Raw genomic sequence first — 15,555 nt, 5'->3', positions numbered from 1 at the left:
CGTTCCGGACCCCATTTCATGCTGCACCGCCTCGCCCGCCTCCTGCTGCCCCTCGCGACGGTCCTTTTCGCCTCCGCCGCCGTCGCGCAGGACTACCTCGGCTCCGAGCGCTGCATCGCGTGCCACGAGGCCGCCGGGGAGGCCTGGGAGGGCTCGCACCACGCCCTCGCCTGGACCGAGGCGACAGCGCAGAACATCACCGCAGATTTCGACGGCACCGAGTTCATCCTCGGCGACATGCAGGCGCGCTTCAGCCTCACGCCCGAGGGCAAGGCCCATGTCAGCGTCACCGAGCGCGACGGTTTCACCACCGAGTACGACGTGCATTCGGTGATCGGCGTCGAGCCGCTGCAGCAATACATCCTCGAGACCGCCCCGGGCCGCCTGCAGAGCTTCGACGTGGTCTGGGACACGGAAAAAGGTGGCTGGTTCCACCTCTATCCGCAGCAGAATTACACCCCCGACGACGGGCTGCACTGGACAGGCCCCTACAAGACCTGGAACAGCCGCTGCGCCGCCTGCCATGCAACCGGCTTCGAGGCCAATTACGACCCGCAGGCGCGCAGCTTCGCCTCGACGCAGGTCGAGATCGGCGTCGGCTGCGAGGCCTGTCACGGTCCCGGATCGGCGCATGCCGACTGGGCCGAGACCTACGAGACCACGCAGGAGGCCCCGCCCCCTGCCCATGGCTTCACCGTCGACATGTCCGAGCCCGCGCAGATGATCGAGCAATGCGCCACCTGCCACTCGCGGCGCGAACCCTACACCGACGGCAACCCGATCCCCGGCACGCCCTATCACGACACATACAACCTCTCGCTGTTGCGCGAGGGCGCCTACGAGGCGGACGGGCAGATCCTCGACGAGGTCTACGTCTACGGCTCCTTCCTGCAATCGAAGATGTACGCCGAAGGGGTGAGCTGCTCGAATTGCCACCTGCCACACGAGGCCGAGCTGATCGCCGAGGGCAACGCCGTCTGCACCCAGTGCCACAGCCCGGCGGGCAACCCCGAATTTCCCTCGCTGCCGCTTCAGGTCTTCGACGGGCCCGAGCACACGCATCACCCCGAAGGCTCGGCGGGCGCGCAGTGCAAGACCTGCCATATGACCGAGCGCGTCTACATGGGCAACGACTGGCGGGCGGACCACTCCTTCCGCATCCCGCGCCCGGACCTCGATGCCGAGATCGGTGCCCCCGACGCCTGCACCACCTGCCACGAGGACCAGAGCCCCGAATGGGCTGCGGCCAAGCTCGAGGAGTGGTTCCCCGAAAGCACCCATCGCGGCCCGCATTACGGCGAGGTGCTCGCCCATGGCCGCCGCGATCCCGCCCGCGCCGCGCCCGAGCTGCGCAGCCTGTCGCAGGACACGGATATGGCCGGCATCGTACGCGCCACGGCGATCTACCTGCTGGAACAGGCGGGCGATCCGGCCGAGGCCGCGGCGCTGGAGGCGCTCTTGCAGGATCCCGATCCGCTGGTGCGCAGCGCCGCCGTCCGCCTGCAGCGCGCCGCCCCCGCCATGGAGCGCGCCCCGCGCATCATGGCCTCGCTCAGCGATCCCTCGCGCTCGGTGCGCATGGCGGCGGCGCAATCCTTGCTCGACGCGCAGATCGCCCGCATGCCGCCGCGCTACGAGACGGCCCTGCGCACCGCCTTCGGCGAATGGCAGGCCTCCATGGCCAGCCGCCTCGATTTCCCGGAAACCCACCTGCAGATGGGCGGCATGGCGCTGGTGATGCGCAATATGCCTGCCGCCATGAATGCCTTCGCCGAGGCAACCCGGCTCGACCCGCAACTGAGCGACGCCTGGATCATGCAGGTCCGCATCGCCCTTGCCACCGGCGACGAGACCCAGGGCCGCGCGCTTCTCGATGCCGCGCTGGCAAGGAACCCCGGCAACGTGACGCTGCAGATGATGCGCCGCGAGCTGACCGGCGCGGACATGGACCTGCTGCCGCCGCCGTCAGCGGATTAGGCCGGCCACCGCCTCGGCCACCGGGGTGTCGCCATCGGTCAGCTCGAAGATCTCGCGCCGGATCGCCGGCGTGTCGATCAGCCGCGCCAGCACCGCCGCCACGTTGCCACGCTTGACGGCTCCGTAGGGAATGGCGGGCGAGAGGCGCACCGCGTCATCCCCGTCCTCGTGCAGCAAGGTGCCGGGGCGCAGGATCACCCAGTCGAGATCGCTCGCAACGAGCGCCGCATCGGCCTGCTTCTTGGTCTGCATGTAGACCTCGAAATTGGGCTTCACCTCCCTGCCGCGCCCGGCCTCGGGCATGGCCGAGACGAGATAGACCCGCGAAATGCCATTGGCGCTTGCTGCGGCGATCATCTTCACCGGCCCCTGGCCGTCGATCTCGGCGGTCCGGTCGAGCCCGCTGCCCGCCGCACCGGCCGAGAAAACGATGACGTCCTGACCCTTGGCAGCCTCGGTCATCGCGGCGGCGTCCATCTCCATGAGATCGCCCTGCAACGGCGTGGCCCCCGCTGCGCGCAGCACCTGCCCCTGCGCGGGCGTACGGTGCAGCGCGGTGACCGCGTGGCCGGCCTCGACCAGCAGCGGCAGAAGACGATGGCCGACGCCGCCGGTGGCGCCGATGAGAAGGATGCGGGACATGGGAGAAGCCTTTCCGTTTGCTCTCCTTCAGATGGCCCCCGAACCGCAGTTCTCAAGAGAAGGGGCGCGACCCACCCCGGATCGCGCCCCGCCGCTTCTTCTCTTTCAAAATACGCCCGCCGGAGGCGGTCCCGCCCGCGCCGCACGCGCGGCAAGCGTTCAGCGCGCCAGCCAGCCGCCGTCGACATTCAGCACCGCACCGGTCACGTAGCGCGCCGCGCGCGAGCAGAGGTAGGCCGCCGTGCCGCCAATGTCCTCGGGATCGCCCCAGCGCCCGGCGGGAATACGGTCGAGGATGGCCTTCGCGCGCTCCGGGTCCTCGCGCAGCGCCGCGGTATTGTTGGTGGCGATATAGCCCGGCGCGATGGCGTTGACGGTGATCCCGTGCGGCGCCCATTCGTTGGCGAGGATCTTGGTGATCCCGGCCACCCCGTGCTTGGCCGCCGTGTAGGCCGGCACGCGGATGCCGCCCTGGAAGGACAGCAGCGAGGCGATGTTGACCACCGCACCCTCCTGCCCCGTCGCGATCAGCTCGCGGCCGAAGGCCTGGCAGGTGAAGAACACCGCCTTCATGTTGACGTCGACCACCGCATCCCAGTCTTCTTCGGAATAGTCCACGCTGTCGGCGCGGCGGATGATCCCGGCATTGTTGACCAGAAGCGAATAGCCCGCGCCCTTGAACACGTCCCGCCCCGCCATCGGGTCAGAAAAATCGAGCAGCAGCGAGTCCGCCGCGCCGCCCGCCGCCTCGATGATCGCCACCGTCTCGTCACAGGCGCGCCGCCCGACGCAGGTGACCGAGGCCCCCTGCTCGGCGAGTGCCACGGCGATGGCCTGGCCGATGCCGGTGTTGGCACCGGTGACCAGCGCGCGCTTGCCATCGAGAGAAAACAGCCCCGGCATCAGCGCAGATCCTTGGGCTGGATGAAATCCATGTCGGTGTAGTCGACGTTGTCGCCGGCCATGGCCCAGATGAAGGTGTACTTGCCGATGCCGGCGCCCGAGTGGATCGACCAGCTGGGGCTGACCACGCCCTCCTCGTTGGCAACGAAGAGGTGGCGCGTCTCGTCGGGCTCGCCCATCAGGTGCAGCACGCGGCTCTCCTCGTCCATGCCCCAGTAGAGATAAGCCTCCATCCGGCGGTCGTGGATGTGGCTGGGAATGGTGTTCCAGACCGAACCTTCCTCGAGCGAAGTGTAGCCGAGGATCAGCTGGCAGCTCTCCATCACCTGCGGGTGGATGAACTGCTTGATGGTGCGCTTGTTGGAGGTCTCCGGCGCGCCCATGGTGACCTCCTTGCAATCCGCAAGGGTGACCAGCTTCGACGGGTAGGCCTTATGCGCCGGGCAGGAGGTGATGTAGAAGCGCCCGGCCCCCGAGAAACTCACCGCGCCGCTGCCCATGCCAAGGTAGAGCACATCGCCGCGCCCCATCTCGTAGGTCTCGCCGCCCGCTTCCACGGTGCCCGGCTCGCCGATGTTGACGATGCCCATCTCGCGGCGGTCGAGGAAGCTCGGGGTCTTCGTCTCTTCCACCACATCCAGCGTCAGCCTGCCGCTGCCGGGCACCGCGCCGCCCATCACGAAGCGGTCGTAATGGGTGTAGACGAGGCGGATTTCTCCTTCGCGGAACATGCCTTGCGCAAGGAAATGCTCACGCAGCTCCTCGGTCCACATGTCGCGGGCGTGGCTCGGGTGGATGGCGTGTCGGGTCTCGACGGTCAGCATGTTCTCTCTCCCAGGAAGGCTGCGCAGCCGGATCGACTCCGCCGCGGCTGTCGCGGCCAAGGAACCACGGATGCGCCTCGCCTTCAAGATGTTATCATACAACATAGCAAAGCCATCTGACCTCTATACCGAGCGACGGCTGCAGACCAGACCAGGGCGCAACACGGCGCGAAACCTCGAAAGAATGCCCTTGGAGCCTCGGGAGTGGCACCCTTTGCTACATCTGGGGCCAACCACCGCAAGCGACCTCCGCTGAGCCCGACGTGGACAGCCCCCCGGAAACCTGTAATATGGGTCGCATCCAGCCAGGAACGAGAAGACGACAGACGTGACCGAGCAGAAACTCACGACGGCCCGCCCTTCCCGCGGCAGCGGAAAGACCCTTGTCGAACAGGTGCGCGACCGCCTTCGGGCACAGATCGAAAGCGGCCAGTATGCGCCCGGCAGCCGCCTGCCGAGCGAGGCGAAGATGACCGAAGAGTTCGAGGTCAGCCGCACCGTGGTCCGCGAGGCCGTGGCCTCGCTGCGCTACGACGGGCTGGTGGAACCGCGGCAGGGTGCCGGGGTCTTCGTGCTCGACCAGCGCCCCGAGCTGGAACTGCCCTTCCAGAACATCGATTTCGTGCGCATCTCCTCGATGATCGAAATGCTGGAGTTGCGGACCGCCGTCGAGGTCGAGGCGGCGGGGCTGGCCGCGCTGCGCCGCTCTCCGGCGCAGGAAGAGTTGATCCTGCAGGCGCTGTCGGCGCTGCGCGCCCATGCCGCCGCCGGAGAGCCCACATCGCTGGCCGATTTCGAGCTGCACCTCGCCATTGCCGACGCCACGAACAATCCGCGTTTCCGCGACTTCCTGTCGATGATCGGCGCCAGTCTGATCCCGCGCCACGCGCTGAACGACACCAAGGACGCCGCCACCGCCCCCTATCTGCAGGCCATTGACGCCGAACACGAGGCCATCGTCACCGCGATCATCGACGGCGACGAAGACGCGGCGCGGCTTGCCATGCGCCTGCACCTCAAGGGCGCGCAATCGCGCTACCGCAACCTGTTGCGCAAAAGCGGGCAGTGAGTCCCGTACCCAAGGAGATTGCCATGAGCAGCTTTCCCGTCGTCTTTCCCGACACCGGCGTCGCCCGCCAGGTGCTGGCCGACAGCCCCGAACTGATGGTCGTCTCATTCCGCTTCGAGACCGGCGCCAAGGGGGCGATGCACCACCACCCGCACGTGCAGTCGACCTATTGCGAGAGCGGGCGCTTCACCTTCTTTCTCGGGGACGAGAGCTTCGACGTGAAGCCGGGCGACAGCTTCGTGATCCCCTCGGGCGCCAAGCACGGCTGCGAGTGCCTTGATGCCGGGCGACTGATCGACTGTTTCACCCCGCGGCGGGATGATTTCCTTTAACCTCGCCAACAGCGCGCCGTGAGCCGGGCCAGCCCTACAGCCACCTCTACCCCTGTCCCAGCGCCCGCGCCTGATCGGCCTCGTCCATGCCCATCACCTGCCCGTCCTGCGCGCGCTTCACCCGTTGCTGGTGGCCGCGCGGGCTGATGCCCATCTGCCGTTTGAATGCGCGGCTGAAATAATAGGGATCGCCGTAGCCGATCTCTCCGGCCACCTGCGAGGGGCTCATACCCCGTTCGAGCAGCGACATGGCGCGTTCCATCCGGCAATATTCCTGGTATTGGCGCGGCGTGCGCCCCAGCCGGTCGCGGAAGGCGCGGTGGAAATAGTCGGCATTGTAAGGCGCCGCCTCGACCGCCAGCGCTGCCACCTCCGGATCGAGCGGCGCGGTCGATATCTGCGCCGCCGCCTTCATCACCGCCAGATCGATCGCCGCCGCCCCGTCCATGGGCACCGCCCCGCCTTGCCGCCAGCCAAGGAAGGCATCGTCAACGAAGGCGATCAGGAACACCATGAACAGGTGATGCTGCATCAGCGTCACCGAATTGGGCGGCGCGCTCTCGCGGTAGCTGCGCACCAGCAGCGCCAGCTCGTCCCAGCGCGACAGCCGCACCTTCCGGCGCAGGTCCATCTGCGCCACGAGATCGGTGTCGCCGTAGATCCCCAGCGTGAAATGCTGCGCCAGCCCGGTGTAGAGCCCCGCGCCTTCGTTCCAGCCGGTGAAGGTCTCGCCCCGGCGCAGCAGCATCGCCTCGCCCGGCTCGAGCGAGAGGCGTTCGTCGCCGACAAGGTACTCTCCCCGTCCCTCGAGCGCGATCACCAGGTCCTCGACCGGGTTCTCCTTCTCGATCCGCCAGAGCGCGGAGTGCTGCATGCGGATGGCCGAGCGGGTCAGCGTCAGGGTCAGCGCCGAGGCGGGCACGCGGTCGAGAATTGAACCTCCGATTTCGTCCATCTTTTTCGCCATCCTGGTGAATTCAATCCACGCTCGTCATCTGTCATGAATTCATCATACAACTGTACAGGACCGCCTGTCACCCGCCAGCCCCGAGGAGGGGGCGAGCTGACGCTACGGGATGGGCAAACTCCGCACAGTTCGGGAGGACATATGCTTATTTCGCCGAAGTCGGCCGCCGTTCCGGCAGGTCGCGGCACGGGAGGCAGGCCATGACGCGCAAGCGCGCTCTCGGGCTTGGCTACCTGACGCCCTACATCATCGGACTTCTGGTCTTCACGATGATCCCCTTCGGGGCATCGCTCTATCTCAGCTTCACCGATTACAACCTGATGTCGGCACCAAGATGGACGGGACTGGAGAACTATACCCAGCTCTTCACCAAGGATCGGACGTTCCGGCGCTCGCTCACGGTGACGCTGATCTACGTCTTCACCACGGTGCCGCTGAAGCTCGCCTTCGCGCTCTTCATTGCCTACATCCTCAACTACAAGCTGAAATTCATCAACTTCTTCCGCACCGCCTTCTACGTGCCCTCGATCCTCGGCGGGTCGATCGCCATCGCGGTGCTCTGGCGCTACATCTTCGCCTCCGAGGGGCTGGTGAACATGCTGCTCACGAGCCTCGGCTTCGAGGCGGTGAACTGGTTCGGCGATCCGCAGAACGCGCTCTTCACCATCACCCTGCTGCGCTGCTGGCAGTTCGGCTCGGCCATGGTGATCTTCCTCGCCGCGCTGCAGTCGATCGACAAGTCGCTCTACGAGGCCGCCGAAATCGACGGCGCGAGCAAGGCGCATTGCTTCATCTTCATTACCATCCCGCTGATCACCCCGGTGATTTTCTTCAACCTGATCATGCAGATGGTTCAGGCGTTCCAGGAGTTCAACGGCCCCTACATCATCACCCAGGGCGGCCCGCTGAAGTCCACCTACCTGCTCCCAATGTACATCTACGACGAGGCCTTCCGCCGCTTCGACATGGGCTATGCCTCGGCCATCGCCTGGGTGCTCTTCGTGATCATCATGGTGCTCACCCTCGCGGCCTTCTGGTCCTCGAAGAAGTGGGTCTACTACGCCGGCGACAAGCGGAGCTGAACATGACCGATATCTCACACGCCTCCGATGTCATCACTGCCGGCGCCGACGGCCTCGCCGAGGCCCGCGCCGCCAACGCCCGGCAGATCCGCAACGCCAAGATCTCGGCCGCGGTGCGCTACATCATCCTCTTCGGGGTGGGGCTGATGATGCTCTACCCGCTGATCTGGCTGGTGGGCGCGTCCTTCAAGACCAACGCCGAGATCTTCGCCAACCCCGGCTTCGTCCCGCAGGAGCCCACCACCGAGGGCTACGTGAAAGGCTGGGAGACCTCGACCCCCTACACCTTCGGGCGGTTCTTCCTGAACTCCTTCCTGATCATCATCCCCAAGGTGATCGGCACGGCGATCAGCTGCACCATGGTGGCCTATGGCTTCGCCCGTTTTGACTTCCCGCTGAAGAAACTGCTCTTCGGCTCGGTCATCGCGATCCTGCTGCTGCCCAACGTCGTGACCCGCATCCCGCAGTACCTGCTGTTCCGCGACCTTGGCTGGCTCGACAGTTTCCTGCCGCTCTGGGTGCCCTCTGCCTTTGCCGGTGACGCCTTCTTCGTCTTCATGCTGGTGCAGTTCCTGCGCGCCATCCCGGGCGACATGGAAGAGGCGGCGCGGGTCGACGGCGCGAACTCATGGCAGACGCTGGTGTTCATCGTGGTGCCGATGCTGGCCCCGGCCCTCATCTCGGTCTGCCTGTTCCAGTTCATGTGGACGATGAACGACTTCCTCGGCCCGCTGATCTACATCAGCTCGGTCGACAAGTACCCGGTCAGCCTCGCGCTGAAACTCTCGATCGACACGACCGAGGCGTTCGAATGGAACCGCATCCTGGCGATGTCCGTGCTCACCATCACGCCCGCGCTCATCGTGTTCTTCATGGCTCAGAAATACTTCATCGAGGGCCTCTCGGCCGGTGGGGTGAAAGGATAATCGCAATGGCACGTCTGCAACTCAGCAAGCTTGAAAAGGTCTATGGCGGTGCTTTCAAGGCGGTGCACGGGATCGACCTCGATGTCCAGGAAGGCGAGTTCATGGTGCTGGTCGGCCCCTCGGGCTGCGCCAAGTCGACCACGCTGCGGATGATCGCCGGGCTCGAGGAAGTCACCAGCGGCGAGATCCGCATCGGCGACCGCATCGTCAACGCCCTGCCCCCCGGCAAGCGCCGCATCGCCATGGTGTTCCAGAACTACGCGCTCTACCCGCACATGAAGGTGCGCTCGAACCTCGCCTTCGGCCTGCGCCTCGCGCATGTGCCGAAGGCGGAGCGCGAGGCCGCCGTAAGGGAGGTCGCCCGCATCCTCGAGATCGAGCCGCTGCTCGACCGGCTGCCGAAACAACTCTCGGGAGGTCAGGCGCAGCGCGTCGCTTTGGGCCGGGCGCTGATCAAGAAGCCCGAGGTTTTCCTCTTCGACGAGCCGCTCTCGAACCTCGACGCCAAGCTGCGCGCCTCGATGCGGGTGCGGATCACCGACCTGCACAAGCGTCTGAAGGCCGAGGGCCGCCCCTCGACGGTGGTCTATGTAACCCACGACCAGACCGAGGCGATGACCATGGGCGACCGCATCTGCGTGATGAAGGACGGCCACATCATGCAGGTTGCCACCCCCAAGGAACTTTACGACCGCCCCGCCAATCTTTTCGTCGCGGGCTTCATCGGCTCGCCCGAGATGAACGTGATCGACGGCGAGATCGAGGGCACCGACTTCCGCCTTGGCGGGCAGGTGATCTCGCTCGACGAGGCAGTGCTGAACCGGATGCACGCCAAGCCGCAGGAGGCGGCTCTCGGCATCCGCCCGCAGCACATGAAGCTCTCGGCGGGCAACGGGCTGACCGCGCGGCTGCGCTCGGCCGAGTTCATGGGGCACGAGGTCTACCTGCACGCCATGCTCGAGGGCAAGGAGATCACCACCGTCGCGGGCGCTGCAGAATACGACGCGCTCGACCGCTCGGACGAGCGCATCCGCCTGACGCCCGACCTTGCCCATGCGCATATCTTCGACCGCGCGAGCGGCGCGAATGTATCCCTGCCCCTCGCGGGCTGAACCGAAAACTAGGAGGAGGTTTTCAAAATGAAATCGACCATCAAGAAGGCGCTGCTCGCCAGCGCCCTGGTACCTTGCGCGCTGTCGTCGGCGACCAGCATGGCCCATGCCGCCGACCTGCGGATGAGCTGGTGGGGCGGCGACTCGCGCCATGTCGCCACGCAGGAGGCGCTGAAGGTCTGTGGCGAGAAATACGGCCATACCATTGCCCCCGAGTTCACCGGCTTCGCCGGCTACCTCGAGAAACTCACCACCCAGATGGCGGGCGGCACCGAAGCCGACCTCATCCAGGTGAACTGGCCGTGGCTACCGCTCTTTTCGCGCGATGGCACCGGCTTTGCCGACCTGCAGGATCTGGGTGCGGTGGACCTGTCGCAGTACCCGCAGGCCGATCTCGACGGCGTGACGGTGAAGGGCCACGTGCAGGGCATCCCGGTCTCGACCACGGGGCGGGTGTTCTTCTTCAACACCACCACGCTCGAAGAGGCCGGGCTGACCCCGCCGACCACCTGGGAAGAATTCTTCGGCGCCGCCGAGGCGCTGCGCGACAAGGAAGGCGAGGACTACCGCCTGTTCAACGCCGTCTCGGAAAGCGCCCAGCTGCTGGTCTCGCTCGCGGTCACCCAGAAGACCGGTAAGGACCTCGTGGACCCGGAAACCAACCGCGTCGCATGGACCCCGGAAGAACTGGTCGAAGGCATCACCTTCTACCAGCGCATGGTCGACACCGGTGCCATCCAGTCTCGTCAGGACGAGGCCGCCGAGGGCAACGTGAAGCTCTATGAGAAGACCGCCTGGGCCGAGGGCAAGATCGCCGGCTCCTACGAGTGGGACAGCACCTATTTCAAGTTCTCCGACCCGCTGGCCGAAGGCGAGGTGCTGACCCCGGTGCCCATGGTCACCTTCGAGGACGCGGTGACGCAGGGCGTCTACCGCAAGCCTTCGATGCTCTTTGCCGTGTCGAAAAACTCCAGTAACCCCGATGCGGCGGCCGAGGTCCTCAACTGCCTCGTCAATGAGCCCGAGGGCATCGACGCGCTCGGCGACACCCGCGGCCTGCCGGCCTCGAAGGTGGCGCTGGACCGGCTCGAGGCGGCGGGCGCGATCAAGCCCGAGCTGCTCAAGGCGCATGAGATCATGATGGCCTCCGAGGGTCCGGCCGTGTCGCCGTTCAACGAGCACCCCGAGCTGCGCGCGACCTTCGTCGATACGCTCGAGGAGTTCGCCTACGGCATGGTCAGCGCCGAGGAGGCCGCCGGGTACATCATCGAGGGCGCCAACGACGTGTTGAGCCAGTTCGACTGACCCGCGACGACTGAGACCTCCCCTCAGGGGCGGCCCCACCACTCCGGGCCGCCCCGCATCCCCAGACGAAAGTCCTGCCCATGACCCTCCGTTGCGCCGCGGTGACCCCGCGCATGGCCGTGCTGTGCCTCGCACCGCCCCCCGCCCGCTTCACGCTCGAACCGGCCCGCCCTTGGCGGCTGAGCCGCGCCGGCGTGACCGTGGCCGAGGGCACGGCCTGCCGCGTGGTGCTGCCGCTCGGCCCGTTGGTGCCGGGCAGCGACTACCAATTCCGCTGCGGCGGCGAGAGCCTGAACTTCACCACCGCCCCCTGTCCCGGCGCGCTCGATGTGACCGATTTCGGTGCCCGGGCAGGCCTGCCCGACACTCCGCTGGCCGCAGCCGGAAACGCCGCCGCCTTCGCCGAGGCCATCGCAAGGCTGCCGCAAGGTGGCACGCTGATCGTCCCGCCCGGCATCTGGCTCTGCGCCCCGGTCGAGCTGCGCTCGGACATGATCCTGCACCTTTCCCACGGCGCCACCCTCGCCGCCCCCTCGGACCGAACCGGCTGGTCGATCCTGCCTGCCCGCAGCCCGGGCGGCACCATGCTCGGTTCGTGGGAGGGGCTGCCCGCCGCCTGTTTCCGCGCCCCGCTGCACGCCATCAACACGCGCAACCTCACAATCGAGGGTTTCGGTACGCTCGACGGCGGCGGCGACCGCGGCGACTGGTGGAGCTGGCCGAAGCAAACGCGCGAGGGCGCCCGCCGCCCGCGCGGCCTGCACCTGATCGACGCCGAGGCGACCCGGCTCATCGGCTTCACCATCCGCAACGCGCCGAGCTGGACCATCCACCCACAGGGCTGCCGCGATCTCTTTGCCGCCTGCCTCAGCATTCAGGCCCCGCACGACAGCCCCAACACCGACGGCTTCGATCCCGACATGTGCGAGGACGTCACCATCCTCGGCACGCATTTCTCGGTCGGCGACGACTGCATCGCGATCAAGGCCGGCAAGCGCGGCGACAAGGGCGAGGACGACCACCTGCGCCCCACCCGCCGCGTCACCGTGCAGCATTGCCTGATGGAGCGCGGCCACGGCGGCTGCGTCATCGGCTCGGAGATGTCCGGCGGCGTCACCGACGTCACCGTGCGCGACTGCGAGATGCTCGGTACCGACCGCGGCCTGCGGCTGAAGACGCGGCGCGGACGCGGCGGCGAGATCGCCCGCATCGCCATGCGCAACGTGACCATGGACGGGGTGCTCACCGCCTTCTCGGCCAACGCGCATTACTTCTGCGACCACGACGGCCACGCCGACTGGGTGCAGTCCCGCACCCCCGCCGCGATCGGCCACCTGACCCCGCACATCGGCGAGATCACCGTCGAGGACGTGGAGGTCCGCAACCTCGCCCATGCCCTCGGCGCCTTCCTCGGCCTCCCCGAGGCCCCCATCGGCCCGATCCGCCTGTCAGGTATCACGCTTCATTCGCACGATCCCGCCGCGCGTGCCGAGCCGCCACTCATGGCCGATGGGGTGCGCGCCCTGCGCCACGCCGGCGTGCTTGCCGAACACGCGACGATCGAGGGCCACCCCGCCCCCGAAGCCGCCCCGCTCAGCACCGACGCCTTTCTCAACCGGAGCCCTGCCCAGCCATGACCCTTCCCGATGTTCTGGAGTATTTCGATGCCTTCGCGGGCCGCTACAGCCACTACAAGGACGGCAGCTGGTGCTACGAGGACGGCTGCATCTACCGCGGCCTCGCCCTGTTGCACGAGGCCACCGGCGAGGCGCGCTGGTGGGATCATCTCAAGCGCCTGACCGATGCGCAGATCGCCCCCGACGGCACGCTCTCGGGCTACCGGATCGACGAGTTCAACATCGATCACATCCTCGCCGGGCGCTGCCTCTTCCACCTCGCCGACGAGACCGCCGATCCGCGCTACATGGCCGCGGCCGGACATCTGGCGGAGCAGCTCTCGCGCCACCCGCGCACGGCGGCGGGCAATTACTGGCACAAGCAGCGCTACCCGAGCCAGGTCTGGCTCGACGGGCTCTACATGGGGCTGCCCTTCCAGATCGAATACGGGCTGCGCAGTCAGCAGACTGCGTTGATCGACGATGCGCTGGCGCAGCTTTCCCGCGCGCTCGAGCTGACCCGCGGCCCGGCGGGCCTCTACGTCCACGGCTATGATGCGGCCAAGGCGCAGGGCTGGGCCGATCCGGAAACCGGCCGCTCCGCCGCGGTCTGGGCCCGCGCGGTGGGCTGGCTGGCGATGGCGCTGGTCGACATCTGCGCGCTGGTCCCCGAGCGCGCACCGAAGCGCCAGACCGCCGAGCTGCTGAATGCCGTGGCTCGCCAGCAAGCACCCTCGGGACTCTGGCCGCAGGTGCTCGACGCGCCGGACCTGCCGGGCAACTACGAGGAAAGCTCGGCCTCGGCGATGTTCGCCTACGCGCTGATGCGCGGCACCGAGCTGGGCCTGGGCGAGTGGTTCGACGCCGGCCAGCGCGCCCATGACGCGCTGATCGAGACCCGGCTGGAAACCCAAGGCGGTGTGACCCGCCTCACCCGCATCTGCCACGTGGCCGGCCTCGGCGGTTTCGACGGCAAGATGCGCGACGGCTCGCGCGAGTATTATCTCAGCGAGGACATCGTCGAGGATGACGCAAAGGGCGTCGGTCCGCTGATGATGGCGGCAGCGCAGCGGCTCACCGCCCGCACTCCCGCCGAGTAGTCAGAGAGCCAGCAGCGCGCGCACCGGCTCGGCCAGCGCCGCGCCGATGGCCCGCGTGTTGGCGGCATCGAGATGCACCCCGTCGAGCGGCGAGGGCTGCGCCACGCGGCCCGCATCGAAGAAGGCCACGCCCTCCTCTTCCGCCAACTCGGCATAGAGCGGCGCGAAGAGATGCGACTCCCCCACCCGCGCCGGGCCGTCGGGCGCGCCCTTGGCGGGCGCGATGCAATAGGGCGGCGCGACGATCAGGATCTGCGGCTGCGCCGAGGCGGGCTTGAAAGGAAAGCCGCGCACCAGCTGGATCAGCCGCCGCATCCCTGCCTGCGCGCCGCTCGCCACCGCCCCATGCTTGGGCTTGAGGTCGTTGGTGCCCAGCATGATCACCACCAGGTCGAGCGGCATATGCGCCGCCAGCGCCACCGGCAGCGTGCGCGTGGCGTTGCGGTCGCAGGGCGCGGCGTGGTCGTCGAAGGAGGTGCTGCGCCCGTTCACCCCGTCGGCCAGCACGGTTGCCTCGGGGATCGCCTCTGCCAACACCGAGGGCCAGAGGTCGGAAATCGCGTGCCGCAAACCGCCGTTGGCGGGGTCATGCCCCCAGGTGAGGCTGTCGCCGTAACACAGGATGCGCGCCGAATGGTCTGCCATGATGTCTCTGCTCCTCCTCAGGTCATCTTGGGAAAACCATAGAGAGCCTGCGGGTTGGCGGCCAGCACCTGCCGCTGCGCCGCCTCGTCCGGCAGCCAGCTCATCGCCAGATCCAGAAGATGCGCGTCGTCGGGATAGTCCTCGGTGCGGCTGGCGGCATTGTGCGGCCAGTTCGTGCCCCAGACGATGCGCTCGGGGGCATGCGCGCCGATCTCGCGGCTGAGCGCGGCAATGTCGGGATAGTCGGGGCCGGAGGTGGTGGTCGCCTCGTAGCAGCCGGCAAACTTGAACCAGCACTTGCCGCCGTCCATGAGGCGCTTGATGGTGGCGATATGCTCGGCAGTTATGCCGCCAAAAATCTTGCCGTGGTGATCGAGCACCCATCTGGATTTGAGCTTGGCAAGCCGTGGCTCCAGCTCCGGCAGCGCGGTGCCGTCGAACTGCACCGCCATCATCCAGCCCGCCTGCGCCGCGCGCGCGTCCACTGCCTCGAGCTGATCGAGCCCCACCGCCCCGCCAGGCAGGTCCATGATCCGCGCACCCACGATGCCGCCCTCGGAGAGCCGGAGCATTTCGGCCTCAGAGGTCTCGCCGGTGATCACCGCCACCCCCCGCGCGCAATCGCCCATCTCGGCAACGCAGGCGAGCAGGCTGGAATTGTCCATATGGTGCCCGTTGCCCTGGGTGATCACCACCCGCTCGATGCCGAGCCAGTCCATCGTCTTGCGGTACATCGCGGGCGTCGGCAGAGGCTCGGCGGGCACACCCTTGCCGTCCTCGCGCCACGTGTAGCCGGGCAGGTACATGTGCATCTGCGTATCGCAGGCGCCCTTGGGCATCGGCGTCTTCGGCTTGGGGCCGGAAAGCTTGCGGTCGATCATGGGAATCCTCCTGAATGCGGGCGGCTTGTCTCCCGCGCTGATCCGCCCGGAATCAAGGCGAAGCCGCCGGGCGAGCACCAGCCCGTCCCGGCGGGCTGGCGCTTTGGTCATGTTGCGCGGCGCTCGGATTTCGTGCGGATGTGACAGGCATAAAGCGCAGACATCAATCGTCGC

15 protein-coding genes are annotated in these 15,555 nt (G+C 67.3%); 9 read left to right on the top strand and 6 right to left on the bottom strand.

Features of this window, described 5'->3' with window-relative positions; translation table 11 throughout:
* The first annotated feature begins 18 nt into the window (after nucleotides 1–18).
* Nucleotides 19–1,977: a multiheme c-type cytochrome gene (locus tag BM397_RS25370; protein WP_092429939.1), complete on the top strand. Its 1,959-nt coding sequence runs from the start codon at nucleotides 19–21 to the stop codon at nucleotides 1,975–1,977.
* Here the strand turns inward: BM397_RS25370 and BM397_RS25365 are convergent.
* The 3 genes from BM397_RS25365 to kduI all read right to left on the bottom strand — a co-directional run bounded on the left by BM397_RS25365 (nucleotide 1,966) and on the right by kduI (nucleotide 4,346).
* Nucleotides 1,966–2,619 carry an NAD(P)H-binding protein gene (locus tag BM397_RS25365; RefSeq protein WP_092429937.1) on the bottom strand — a complete coding sequence of 218 codons (654 nt, stop codon included), beginning with the start codon at nucleotides 2,617–2,619 and terminating at the stop codon, nucleotides 1,966–1,968. The two genes, BM397_RS25370 and BM397_RS25365, sit on opposite strands and share 12 nt — an antisense overlap.
* 159 nt (nucleotides 2,620–2,778) lie before the next feature.
* A complete protein-coding gene (gene kduD / locus BM397_RS25360) occupies nucleotides 2,779–3,522 on the bottom strand; it encodes a 2-dehydro-3-deoxy-D-gluconate 5-dehydrogenase KduD (protein ID WP_092429935.1) in 744 nt (247 codons plus the stop codon).
* On the bottom strand, nucleotides 3,522–4,346 hold the full coding sequence (gene kduI, locus BM397_RS25355; protein ID WP_092429933.1) for a 5-dehydro-4-deoxy-D-glucuronate isomerase: 825 nt from the start codon (nucleotides 4,344–4,346) through the stop codon (nucleotides 3,522–3,524). Before kduI ends, kduD begins: the two co-directional genes overlap by 1 nt.
* A 328-nt stretch (nucleotides 4,347–4,674) precedes the next feature.
* Here kduI and BM397_RS25350 point away from each other — a divergent pair, with 328 nt between their 5' ends.
* Entirely contained in the window at nucleotides 4,675–5,415 is a 741-nt protein-coding gene (locus BM397_RS25350; RefSeq protein WP_092429931.1) for a FadR/GntR family transcriptional regulator, read from the top strand.
* A gap of 23 nt (nucleotides 5,416–5,438) precedes the next feature.
* Entirely contained in the window at nucleotides 5,439–5,747 is a 309-nt protein-coding gene (locus BM397_RS25345) for a cupin domain-containing protein (protein WP_092429929.1), read from the top strand.
* A 46-nt stretch (nucleotides 5,748–5,793) separates the two neighbouring features.
* On the opposite strand, the gene BM397_RS25340 is transcribed toward BM397_RS25345, so the two are convergent.
* A complete protein-coding gene (locus BM397_RS25340) occupies nucleotides 5,794–6,702 on the bottom strand; it encodes an AraC family transcriptional regulator (RefSeq protein ID WP_092429983.1) in 909 nt (302 codons plus the stop codon).
* 212 nt (nucleotides 6,703–6,914) lie between these two features.
* Here BM397_RS25340 and BM397_RS25335 point away from each other — a divergent pair, with 212 nt between their 5' ends.
* The 6 genes from BM397_RS25335 to BM397_RS25310 all read left to right on the top strand — a co-directional run bounded on the left by BM397_RS25335 (nucleotide 6,915) and on the right by BM397_RS25310 (nucleotide 13,855).
* Nucleotides 6,915–7,796, top strand: a complete 882-nt coding sequence (locus BM397_RS25335; protein ID WP_092429927.1) for a carbohydrate ABC transporter permease — start codon at nucleotides 6,915–6,917, stop codon at nucleotides 7,794–7,796.
* A 2-nt stretch (nucleotides 7,797–7,798) separates the two neighbouring features.
* Nucleotides 7,799–8,722: a carbohydrate ABC transporter permease gene (locus BM397_RS25330; protein WP_092429925.1), complete on the top strand. Its 924-nt coding sequence runs from the start codon at nucleotides 7,799–7,801 to the stop codon at nucleotides 8,720–8,722.
* A gap of 5 nt (nucleotides 8,723–8,727) precedes the next feature.
* Entirely contained in the window at nucleotides 8,728–9,834 is a 1,107-nt protein-coding gene (locus tag BM397_RS25325) for an ABC transporter ATP-binding protein (protein ID WP_092429923.1), read from the top strand.
* Between the two features lie 27 nt (nucleotides 9,835–9,861).
* Nucleotides 9,862–11,139, top strand: coding sequence for an ABC transporter substrate-binding protein (locus tag BM397_RS25320; RefSeq protein ID WP_092429921.1), 1,278 nt, complete (start codon nucleotides 9,862–9,864; stop codon nucleotides 11,137–11,139).
* Between the two features lie 80 nt (nucleotides 11,140–11,219).
* Complete coding sequence (gene pglA, locus BM397_RS25315; RefSeq protein ID WP_092429919.1) at nucleotides 11,220–12,776, top strand: polygalacturonase PglA; 1,557 nt, start codon at nucleotides 11,220–11,222, stop codon at nucleotides 12,774–12,776.
* Nucleotides 12,773–13,855: a glycoside hydrolase family 88/105 protein gene (locus BM397_RS25310; RefSeq protein ID WP_092429917.1), complete on the top strand. Its 1,083-nt coding sequence runs from the start codon at nucleotides 12,773–12,775 to the stop codon at nucleotides 13,853–13,855. The genes pglA and BM397_RS25310 overlap by 4 nt, the downstream gene beginning before the upstream one ends.
* On the opposite strand, the gene BM397_RS25305 is transcribed toward BM397_RS25310, so the two are convergent.
* Both BM397_RS25305 and BM397_RS25300 read right to left on the bottom strand, forming a co-directional pair.
* On the bottom strand, nucleotides 13,856–14,500 hold the full coding sequence (locus tag BM397_RS25305) for an SGNH/GDSL hydrolase family protein (RefSeq protein WP_092429915.1): 645 nt from the start codon (nucleotides 14,498–14,500) through the stop codon (nucleotides 13,856–13,858).
* A gap of 17 nt (nucleotides 14,501–14,517) precedes the next feature.
* Entirely contained in the window at nucleotides 14,518–15,381 is an 864-nt protein-coding gene (locus BM397_RS25300) for an amidohydrolase family protein (protein WP_092429913.1), read from the bottom strand.
* Nucleotides 15,382–15,555: the final 174 nt, after the last annotated feature.

Origin of the sequence: Alloyangia pacifica (assembly GCF_900116195.1) — a bacterium.
Classification (GTDB): Bacteria; Pseudomonadota; Alphaproteobacteria; order Rhodobacterales; family Rhodobacteraceae; genus Salipiger; species Salipiger pacificus.
The sequence above is the reverse complement of the archived record's forward strand: the minus strand, read 5'-3'. Positions and strand labels throughout refer to the sequence as shown.

Coding starts and splice junctions, on each gene's coding strand:
- BM397_RS25370 (WP_092429939.1), top strand. CDS start 19: ATGCTGCACCGCCTCGCCCGCCTCCTGCTGCCCCTCGCGACGGTCCTT.
- BM397_RS25365 (WP_092429937.1), bottom strand. CDS start 2,619: ATGTCCCGCATCCTTCTCATCGGCGCCACCGGCGGCGTCGGCCATCGT.
- kduD (WP_092429935.1), bottom strand. CDS start 3,522: ATGCCGGGGCTGTTTTCTCTCGATGGCAAGCGCGCGCTGGTCACCGGT.
- kduI (WP_092429933.1), bottom strand. CDS start 4,346: ATGCTGACCGTCGAGACCCGACACGCCATCCACCCGAGCCACGCCCGC.
- BM397_RS25345 (WP_092429929.1), top strand. CDS start 5,439: ATGAGCAGCTTTCCCGTCGTCTTTCCCGACACCGGCGTCGCCCGCCAG.
- BM397_RS25340 (WP_092429983.1), bottom strand. CDS start 6,702: ATGGACGAAATCGGAGGTTCAATTCTCGACCGCGTGCCCGCCTCGGCG.
- BM397_RS25335 (WP_092429927.1), top strand. CDS start 6,915: ATGACGCGCAAGCGCGCTCTCGGGCTTGGCTACCTGACGCCCTACATC.
- BM397_RS25330 (WP_092429925.1), top strand. CDS start 7,799: ATGACCGATATCTCACACGCCTCCGATGTCATCACTGCCGGCGCCGAC.
- BM397_RS25325 (WP_092429923.1), top strand. CDS start 8,728: ATGGCACGTCTGCAACTCAGCAAGCTTGAAAAGGTCTATGGCGGTGCT.
- BM397_RS25320 (WP_092429921.1), top strand. CDS start 9,862: ATGAAATCGACCATCAAGAAGGCGCTGCTCGCCAGCGCCCTGGTACCT.
- pglA (WP_092429919.1), top strand. CDS start 11,220: ATGACCCTCCGTTGCGCCGCGGTGACCCCGCGCATGGCCGTGCTGTGC.
- BM397_RS25310 (WP_092429917.1), top strand. CDS start 12,773: ATGACCCTTCCCGATGTTCTGGAGTATTTCGATGCCTTCGCGGGCCGC.
- BM397_RS25305 (WP_092429915.1), bottom strand. CDS start 14,500: ATGGCAGACCATTCGGCGCGCATCCTGTGTTACGGCGACAGCCTCACC.
- BM397_RS25300 (WP_092429913.1), bottom strand. CDS start 15,381: ATGATCGACCGCAAGCTTTCCGGCCCCAAGCCGAAGACGCCGATGCCC.